At 35.9% G+C, this 9052-nt stretch carries 9 protein-coding genes and 1 pseudogene; all 10 read left to right on the plus strand.

Annotated elements, in window-relative coordinates; genetic code table 11:
- A partial coding sequence (locus BLV37_RS14460) for an IS3 family transposase (RefSeq protein ID WP_143031532.1) occupies positions 1–229 on the plus strand: 229 nt, incomplete at its 5' end.
- 530 nt (positions 230–759) lie between these two features.
- Positions 760–1437: a polyphosphate polymerase domain-containing protein gene (locus BLV37_RS14465; protein WP_091733090.1), complete on the plus strand. Its 678-nt coding sequence runs from the start codon at positions 760–762 to the stop codon at positions 1435–1437.
- Between the two features lie 17 nt (positions 1438–1454).
- On the plus strand, positions 1455–2126 hold the full coding sequence (locus BLV37_RS14470; RefSeq protein ID WP_091733093.1) for a DUF4956 domain-containing protein: 672 nt from the start codon (positions 1455–1457) through the stop codon (positions 2124–2126).
- Between the two features lie 22 nt (positions 2127–2148).
- Positions 2149–4050, plus strand: a complete 1902-nt coding sequence (locus tag BLV37_RS14475) for a CotH kinase family protein (protein ID WP_091733095.1) — start codon at positions 2149–2151, stop codon at positions 4048–4050.
- A gap of 112 nt (positions 4051–4162) precedes the next feature.
- A complete protein-coding gene (locus tag BLV37_RS14480) occupies positions 4163–4849 on the plus strand; it encodes a response regulator transcription factor (RefSeq protein WP_091733098.1) in 687 nt (228 codons plus the stop codon).
- The gene (locus BLV37_RS14485; RefSeq protein ID WP_091733101.1) at positions 4842–6137 is read left to right on the plus strand and encodes a HAMP domain-containing sensor histidine kinase; all 1296 of its coding nucleotides are present in this window, start codon (positions 4842–4844) and stop codon (positions 6135–6137) included. Before BLV37_RS14480 ends, BLV37_RS14485 begins: the two co-directional genes overlap by 8 nt.
- A gap of 131 nt (positions 6138–6268) precedes the next feature.
- Positions 6269–7195: pseudogene (locus BLV37_RS14490) on the plus strand (type IV secretory system conjugative DNA transfer family protein); the annotation flags it as partial.
- Between the two features lie 17 nt (positions 7196–7212).
- A complete protein-coding gene (locus tag BLV37_RS14495) occupies positions 7213–7476 on the plus strand; it encodes a helix-turn-helix domain-containing protein (protein WP_091733103.1) in 264 nt (87 codons plus the stop codon).
- Between the two features lie 328 nt (positions 7477–7804).
- On the plus strand, positions 7805–7984 hold the full coding sequence (locus BLV37_RS14500; RefSeq protein WP_091733106.1) for a helix-turn-helix domain-containing protein: 180 nt from the start codon (positions 7805–7807) through the stop codon (positions 7982–7984).
- A gap of 14 nt (positions 7985–7998) precedes the next feature.
- Positions 7999–9052, plus strand: a 1054-nt coding sequence (locus BLV37_RS14505) for a hypothetical protein (RefSeq protein ID WP_143031533.1), incomplete at its 3' end; no start/stop codon positions are given.

Raw genomic sequence — 9052 nt, forward strand, 5'->3', positions numbered from 1 at the left:
ACAAAGCATGTCCAGAGTGTCAAGATGCATTGATAATGGACCTATGGAAGCATTCTGGGGCATGTTAAAATCTGAAATGTATTACCTTAGAAGATTCAATTCATACTCCGAATTAGAAACTGCTATTGTTGATTATATAGAGTATTACAATAATCATAGGTATCAAAGGCGATTAAAGTGTATGACACCAATAGAGTACAGAAATTACTTGCAGAATAAAGTTGCATAGAATGAGTCTACGCCAACCATTGTTCAACGATTGGCGTAGAAAGATTTTTATTTTTACCACTGTCTACTTGACAGGGGCATGTTCAATTATGAGTATACTTGAGGGCTTTGTTGTTCATAATTTAATAAGCATTAGAATGAAGAAAGGAATAACCTAAATATATATAAGATGTATAAAAAAATGTATAAGAAAAAAATGAGCTATTATTTTCGGAGATAGTACTATCCCACCAAGGGGATGCCATCTTCATACGACATCTTTATTGACCTCTCAAGGCACGTTGAAGTTGTGGTTAGAATTGAAAAGTGTAAGATGTAGTAAAATCAATAGTTATAGTGGTTTTAACCCATTGAGTGTATAGATGACATTCAATGGGTTTTCTGTTTGTGGGAACATATCTGATTGATTTTCTTTACAAATAAATAATGATGTTATTATAAACAATAATTCAGTTAAAGTTCAGATAATATACAAATATATTTCATATTCATCTTGTATTATAGAATCATTCCATAGGAAGGAGTGAAAAGATGAGTAAGATTAAAGGTAGATATGAGCTAAAACATTATATTAACTATTGCGACGTGCTTCAACTTAGGGCAAGGCTTCCATTTGTAGCCAGTCTTGATAGAAATTGCGGTACAGAAAATGGTTATCGAATTAGAAGCCTGTATTTTGATAATTATAATGATAAGGCATTAAAAGAAAAAATAGAAGGAGTAAATGAACGTGAGAAATTCCGTTTAAGATTATATGACAATGATACATCCTTCATTCGACTTGAAAAGAAAAGTAAAAAGAATGGCATATGCTATAAGGAAAGTGCAGTTATAAGAGAGGATCAATGTAAAAGATTGATTGAAGGAGATATAGCAGTATTAAAAGAGATGGATACTCCATTATGTTTGGAGTTGTACACTAAAATGCATTATCAGCAACTACGACCTAAAAATATAGTGGATTATTGGCGGGAGGCATATGTTTATCATGCAGGAAATGTACGTATAACATTGGACTATGATATTCGAGCAAGCTTTAATATTCAGGATTTTTTGATGGCTAATCCTGTTTTTGTACCAGTTACAGATGTTTATATTTTGGAGGTTAAGTATGATAATTTTCTACCTGAGATCATTCGTGGTATAGTATCCCTTTCCAGCAGAAGAAGTGCTGCATTTTCAAAATATGCAGTAACAAGAATTATATAAATCGGAGGTAATTCATAATGACGTTTAATGATATTTTTAAATCAAGTTTTTTAGAAAAGGCTGTGGAGTTTTCAATATTGGATGTTTCAATTGCCATGCTTTTATCATTTGCCATAGGGCTATTTATATTTTTCGTTTATAAAAAGACCTTTGCAGGTGTTATGTATAGTGCATCTTTTGGTGTTTCCATAATGGCTATGACACTGATTACAACATTTATTATCCTTGCAGTAACATCAAATATTATTTTATCCCTTGGTATGGTAGGTGCATTATCTATTGTTCGTTTTAGAACGGCAGTAAAAGAGCCATTGGATATCGCATTTTTATTTTGGGCAATTTCAGTAGGTATAGTCATTGGTGCAGGTTTGATTCCCCTTGGGGTGATTGGCTCTATTTTTATAGGGATCGTTCTTCTTGTATTTGTAAATAAGAAAAGCAGTGATACACCATATATCATTATACTTAATTTAGAAGATGATAAAGCGGAAGAAGATTCTATGATAAAGATAAAATCAATGACTAAAAAGAACTTAGTCAAAGCAAAGACAGTTTCAAGAAATGGTATTGAACTAACTGTTGAAGTTAGACTTTTAGATATGTCAGCAAAACTCCTAAATGAATTACTTACTATAAATGGGGTAAACAACGCTTGCCTCGTAAGTTACAATGGTGAATATACAGCCTAAATATTCTTAATGGGGTGAAAACATGATAGAAAGTAAAAAAATAAATATATTAATTGCAATAAGCCTTGTTTTTGCCTTGGTAGTAAGTATTTTATTTGTAGTAGTTGCAAATACACAAGAAGCAAATATTATAAATACTGGTAAGGCAGAATATACAAGTAAAATCTTCGGAAGTGATATTATCTCTGTCGAGATTATTGCAGATGAAGCTCAATGGCAAGAGATGTTAGACAATGCAATAAACGAACAATATATAATGGCAGATGTAATGGTGAATGGGACTAAATTCCAATCCGTTGGAATACGTCCTAAGGGTAACTCCAGTTTAACCCAAGTTGCAAGTTCCAATAGTGATCGATATAGCTTTCGTTTTCAATTTGATGAATATATAAAAGGACAGACATGTTTTGGACTTGAGAGTTTTGTAGTTAATAATATGCTTGGGGATAATACCTATATGAAAGAGTATGTTTCCTATGATTTAATGAAGGAAATTGGCGTAGATGCCCCGTGCTTTGGATTTGCAGATATTAAAGTAAATGATGAAAACTGGGGTTTATATCTAGCGGTAGAATTATACAATGAAAGTTATGAACAGCGAGTTTTTAATGATACATCTGGGATGCTTTATAATGTAAAAAGTATGGATAAGGGTGGAAATATGGGAGATAATCAACCAAATAGACAAAATAACAATATGCGAGCCATGTCAGATATGGAAGGTGGAGAAAATACTAGATTTCAAAGACCCAATGGTGAATCACAGGAAAGAACAAGTAACGAATTACCTGAATCCATAAATGGGGAAGATAGGAGCGTAGAAGGTAGAAATATGGAAGATAGATTCCCGGGAATGGGTGGAGACATGGGAAGAGGTTCTGGCGGTGGAAGTCTTGAATATACTGATGATAATGTGGAAAGCTACGGTTCCATCTTCAACAATGTTGTAGGTAAAGGAACAGAGAAGGATTATAAACGTGTAATTGAAGCACTAAAAAATCTTTCTGAAGGAAATAATTTAGAAGAATATTTTGATGTAGACCAAATATTACGTTATTTGGCTGCCCATACCATTGTGGTTAATCTTGATAGTTATAGTTCAAGTATGGCACAAAACTACTATGTATATGAAAACAAGGGCAAGATTACTATTCTGCCTTGGGACTATAATCTTGCATGGGGAGGATTTCAAAGTGGAGATGCATCATCGGTTATAAACTTCCCTATAGATACACCAGTAAGTGGCGTGGAGATGTCCAGTAGACCTTTAATTGAAAAACTATTTGAAAATCCTGAGTATCTAAATTTATATCATAGTTATTTACAGCAATTAATGGATGAGTATTTTGCAAATGGTAAATTTGAAGAAAAAATAAATACTCTTGATACATTGATTTCTGATTATGTTAAAAATGATAATACGGCATTCTGTACCTATGAAGAATATAAAAAAGCTGTATCATCCTTTATCACCCTTGGAAATCTGAGAGCTAAAAGTATTCAAGGTCAGCTACATGGCACAGTTCATTCAACTACTGAAGATCAAAAGGCCGATGCTGATAATCTAATTTCAGCAGGTGATTTAAATCTATCTGACCTTGGGAGTATGATGGGAGGAAGAGGAGGCAATGAAGGATTTGGTGGAATGGATAGAAATGGAGGTAGACCATTCTTTGGTAACTTAGAAGAAATAGAGATACCAAGTGGAATGGAACTTCCAGCTGACATGGAATTATCTAATATGAGGCAAGAGGGCAGGATAGAGCTCCAGGAGGAAATGAGGGGAAATCCAACGAATTCTATAGTGCCTAATAGTGATATAAGACAGAATCTAGGTAAAAACAACCTTATCCAAATCAGTCTATTATTATTTGTACTAATTATAGCTACAATATTTGTCGCTAGGTATAAAAAAGACTACTAAACTTATGATATAATTTAAAAAAACAAACAAAAATTGACTATTAAAGGATGTAACTTTTAATAGTCAAATTTCTATTGAATAGAAAATCTTCTCAAGAAAGGAATGGATATTAATGGCTAAGGTTTTGATATGTGATGATGAAGCAGGGCTTCGTGCAGTAATAAAGAGATATGCTATATTTGAAGGCCATGATGTCACTGAAGCAGGGGATGGATTAGAGGCAGTAGAACTTTGTCGTGACGATACCTTTGATATTATCATTATGGATGTAATGATGCCTGAATTAGATGGATTTTCCGCTGTGAAAGAAATACGCAAATTCTCGGATACACCGGTTATAATGTTATCTGCACGAGGGGAAGAGTATGATCGAATTTTGGGTTTTGAGTTTGGAGTAGATGATTATGTAGTGAAGCCTTTTTCTTCAAAGGAGATTATGCTTAGGATAAATGCAATTTTACGTAGAGCTGATAAAAATAGTTTTAGAGAGTCTGATGCCGATGGACATATTGTATTTGAAAAGGATGGATTAAAAGTAGATATGACAGCCTATAAGGTTTCTATTGATGGGATTCAAGTAGATATGGCACCTAAAGAATATGATTTATTATTTTTTTTAATTCGAAATAGAAATATTGCCATACCAAGGGAAAAGATAATGACTGAGGTATGGGGATATGACTACTATGGTGATGATCGGACATTGGATACCCATATAAAGCTTCTTAGAAAATCTCTAGGTCCTTATTCATATTTTATAAAAACTCTACGGGGATTGGGGTATCGATTCGATGGATAAACTAAAACTACAATGGAGAATTTTTGTATTTCTTTTAGGATTTTGTTTATTACTCATACTAATTCTATGGATGTTCCAGACCACCTTTTTAAGTGATATGTATAGATTTACTCGTAAAATTGAAATAGATAAAGCAATTCGTTTAGTCGAACAAGAAATCAATAACCCAACCCTTAAGGATATTTTACATGAAATTGAACTAACCAAAGAGATAATGGTAAGACCCACCCAAGACTTTGCTCCACCAGTTCAACCTGCTCCTGGTAGATTTAATCATAGGCAGCCAGAGACAATTACCCAGGTTCAAGAGTTTGTTTTACAGGATGGGAGTGTACTATCTCTTACCTTTTATGCTATGGTAACGCCTGTTGATGCTACAGTATCCACATTAAAAATACAACTGATTATCATAACGGGAATCATGGTCATACTTGCAACCATACTTGCAGCTATTATATCTAAACATATATCAAGACCAATTGAGCAGATTAATAAAGGTGCAAAGACCTTGGCAATGGGTAATTATGAGGTGAAGTTTCATGGCAAAGGATTCTTAGAGATTGAAGAACTATCCGACACACTAAATACAGCTGCTGTGGAGCTATCAAAAGTAGAAGGACAGAGGCGCGAGCTTATGGCAAATATCTCCCATGATTTGAGGACACCTTTAGCCTTAATTTATAGCTATGCTGAGATGATGCATGATTTCCCGCAAGAAGTAACACCAGAGCAAAGCCAAATTATCATGGACGAAACAAAGCGTTTGACCTCTCTTGTAAATGATGTCCTTGATATTTCAAATATAGAAACAGGTACAGAAAAATTAAACAAGACGAATTATAATCTTACAGCAAGTCTTCAAAAAACTATTAATCGTATTGGTAGTTTAGTTAAAAATGAAGGCTATCAGTTGGATTTCGTATATGATAAAGAAATCTATATACTTGCTGATGAGGTCAAGATTACTCAAGGATTCTATAATCTCCTGCTCAATGGAATCACACATTGTGGCAGCGATAAGCTTGTAGTTGTAAAACAAATTCTCAAGGACAATATTGTAAGAATTGAAGTAATAGACCATGGAGAAGGAATCTCTGAAAGTAATTTACCCTATATATGGGATCGATATTATAAGGTCGATAAAAAACATAAAAGACCCATAATGGGCACAGGCCTAGGATTATCTATAGTAAAAAATATTATAGAAATGCATGATGGAGAATATGGCGTTGAATCACAATTAGGGAAAGGCAGCACTTTTTGGTTCCGATTAGAGATAGTAAAATAGAATTAGAGATTTAATTTAATAAGATAGAATTTACCTATAAAGTATATATACAAAATAAAATAGGGGTGGATAAATGAACTATAGCTTTACGCTAAGGGGATAATTTCAACTTAAGACATCCTTATTGTACTCTCAAGGCAGCAGAGCAGGCAATGATGTCAGTTCTATCCACAGTGCTCTCAAGATTAAACTCTTTCCTTGACTCCGAGATGGAGCAGATTTTGTGTTTTGATACAGCTGTTGATGCTGAAAAGTTTGTAAATAAAAAATCGGCATTATTTATTGTGCTGCCGGAAGAAGATTTGACAAAATACTTTATGGTTAGCCTAATGATTCAACAGCTCTACCGTGAAATTTTAGCTGTAGCCGATGAAAATGAAGGTAAGCTGAAAAACAGAGTGGTTTTTTACTGTGATGAGCTTGGTACGCTTCCTGCCATTGACTCACTTGAGCTGATTTTTTCTGCCAGCCGTTCTCGCCGTTTGACCATGGTTCCAATTATTCAAAGTTTCGGACAGCTTGAAAAAAACTACGGAAAAGAAGGCTCCGAAATTATCGTAGATAACTGCCAGGATACTATCTTCGGTGGTTTTGCACCCAACAGCCAGACTGCCGAGGTGCTGTCCAAGGCGATGGGCAGCCGTACCGTCATGAGTGGTAGCATCAGCCGCGGCAAAAATGACCCCAGCCAATCCTTACAGATGATGGAGCGTCCTCTCATGACAGCAGATGAACTGAAGTCTATTCCAAAAGGTAATTTTGTTGTGATGAAAACAGGTACTCACCCGATGAAAACCAAGCTTCGCCTATTTTTAGATTGGGGCATTACCTTTGATAGTGTTTATACAGTAGCAGAACGTGCCCACCGAAAGGTTACCTATGCGGATAAACAAATACTAGAGGAAAATATTATGCGCCGTCATGCAGCATTTATCGCTATTGATACTGAAAGCGGTGAGCTATTGGAGGAAGTGAGTGGTAGCGGTACTTTGCATACCCCTGTTACCGAACCGCAAACAAATACATCGAAACGCCGTACTCATGTACGGACATCTTAAAAGGAAGGGGGTAGAACATGGGATATTTTGATCATTTGTATAAGGCCTCTCCTGATGAGCTACCATCAAGAGCAAGGGTTGTTTATATGTATCTAAAAGACCGTGCAGGTAAGGGGCAGGACTGCTGGCCGGCAGTAAAAACCATTGCCTCTGACTTGGATTTATCACGCAGTACTATTAAGAGGGCGCTCCATGATCTTAGCAAAGCCGGATTGGTTGAAAAGGAGACTCGATATCGGGAGAATGGAAGCCACACAAGCAATAGGCTAATTTTGAAATAAGATTAGATGGGCCAGTAAAAAAGCACATAGTTTCCACCAAGGGGTTACTATGTGCTTTAGCTGAACCCAGCCCCGGTTCATGGTGAACCGCCCAGAACCACTCACTCTAAAAGATATTATTACAGAGAAAGAACAAGCTGTATCTTTACAACATAACAAATGCTATTTATAGCGCTGGAGGTTGTTCCTTAATTAAACCGCATTGCTTAATCATGGTGAAATATCTTATGCAGCCATGCCCAATTTTTACTTGTATTATACGCAATGGCGTATTATAATAAAATTATTGTAATTCATTTTGTATTTTTACAGATAGGAGCAGTAGCGTATGGAATATATGACCGTACAGGAAGCAGCGGAAAAATGGGGTGTATCTGTGAGACGTGTACAATTTCTCTGTGAAAAAGAAATTATTCCAGGCGTTGTCCGGTTTGGTAAGGCCTGGGCCATTCCAAACGAAGCAGAGAAACCAAAAGACGGCAGATACAAAGCGCATAAGCGTATATAGGTGGTGTGGAAATAATGGGAGTACATAGGATTGATCTAAAAGGTTTTTTTCGACTTGCATTTCAGGTTACAAATAAGCTTAGCATCAAGGCTGTCACAAGGGAAAACTTGCCATATTTTTGGGGATGGATTGCTGTTTCTATATGGCTCTATGCATATTTTCTGCCAATGGGAGGCTTTGCCCTTAAAGTAAGTCTATTTGAGGAAATTGTGGGCGACACAACCTTTTACTTTTATGTCATGCTGATTTCCGGCAGTCTGATACCGCTTCTTTTTGATGGAAAGAAATTTGTTCCCGCCTCATTTTACAGCGTGATCGTTTCTTTGGTATGTTTTATATCAGTATTATTTCTTGGACCGGGCATCCCTTCCAAAATCATTATGCTGATTGCCGTACCCTGTATAGGGCACATTTTTATCGCTCATGTGTACGCTTTTTTTATGGTTCTCAATAATTCGGAAAAATTTTATTCCATGATTCTGGTTGTGCTGTTCCCAAAGGTATTAATGTATATAAAACCGATATTAAGTAGTACACAGATCAAGCCGCATCCGTTTGCCATTCTTATTTTTTTTATTATGATAACCTTGGCGTTTAGCACCTATTTTATTAAGTCTCGTGCTGATACGGTGCCTTCCTTTCAAAAAGTAAAAGCACCTATAAAGGCATATTCCTTAATGCCTGTGATTTTTATCGTATTTGCCTTAAATGATGTGATCGCACCAGCCGCCCTTCAGCAAATGAGCGGTTTTGCGAATAGTCAGATAGAAAGCTACTATTTCGGGGGGATTCTGGCGGGCCTTGCAGTGATCCTTTTTCTGCAAGCCCGTTTTTCCATGAATATCTGCATCATGCTGAATCTTTCTTTTGCATTTTTAGCCCTTGGGTTTGTGGTAGATATAGTTCGAATGCAGTACCCGGATGCGAGGCTTGTGTCAGCCGTTTGTTTCGGTGTTGCCTATTCGATAGGCATTGTCAACATCTATTATATCGCCGGATTTATGATAAAAAAATTCCGGAGCATATATTTTTATCTGGCTGGATTTCTGATTTCTTCTCTATGTTATT

It is taken from the genome of Proteiniborus ethanoligenes, from assembly GCF_900107485.1.
Lineage (GTDB): Bacteria > Bacillota > Clostridia > Tissierellales > Proteiniboraceae > Proteiniborus > Proteiniborus ethanoligenes.

Coding starts and splice junctions, on each gene's coding strand:
- BLV37_RS14465 (WP_091733090.1), top strand. CDS start 760: ATGAGTAAGATTAAAGGTAGATATGAGCTAAAACATTATATTAACTAT.
- BLV37_RS14470 (WP_091733093.1), top strand. CDS start 1,455: ATGACGTTTAATGATATTTTTAAATCAAGTTTTTTAGAAAAGGCTGTG.
- BLV37_RS14475 (WP_091733095.1), top strand. CDS start 2,149: ATGATAGAAAGTAAAAAAATAAATATATTAATTGCAATAAGCCTTGTT.
- BLV37_RS14480 (WP_091733098.1), top strand. CDS start 4,163: ATGGCTAAGGTTTTGATATGTGATGATGAAGCAGGGCTTCGTGCAGTA.
- BLV37_RS14485 (WP_091733101.1), top strand. CDS start 4,842: ATGGATAAACTAAAACTACAATGGAGAATTTTTGTATTTCTTTTAGGA.
- BLV37_RS14495 (WP_091733103.1), top strand. CDS start 7,213: ATGGGATATTTTGATCATTTGTATAAGGCCTCTCCTGATGAGCTACCA.
- BLV37_RS14500 (WP_091733106.1), top strand. CDS start 7,805: ATGGAATATATGACCGTACAGGAAGCAGCGGAAAAATGGGGTGTATCT.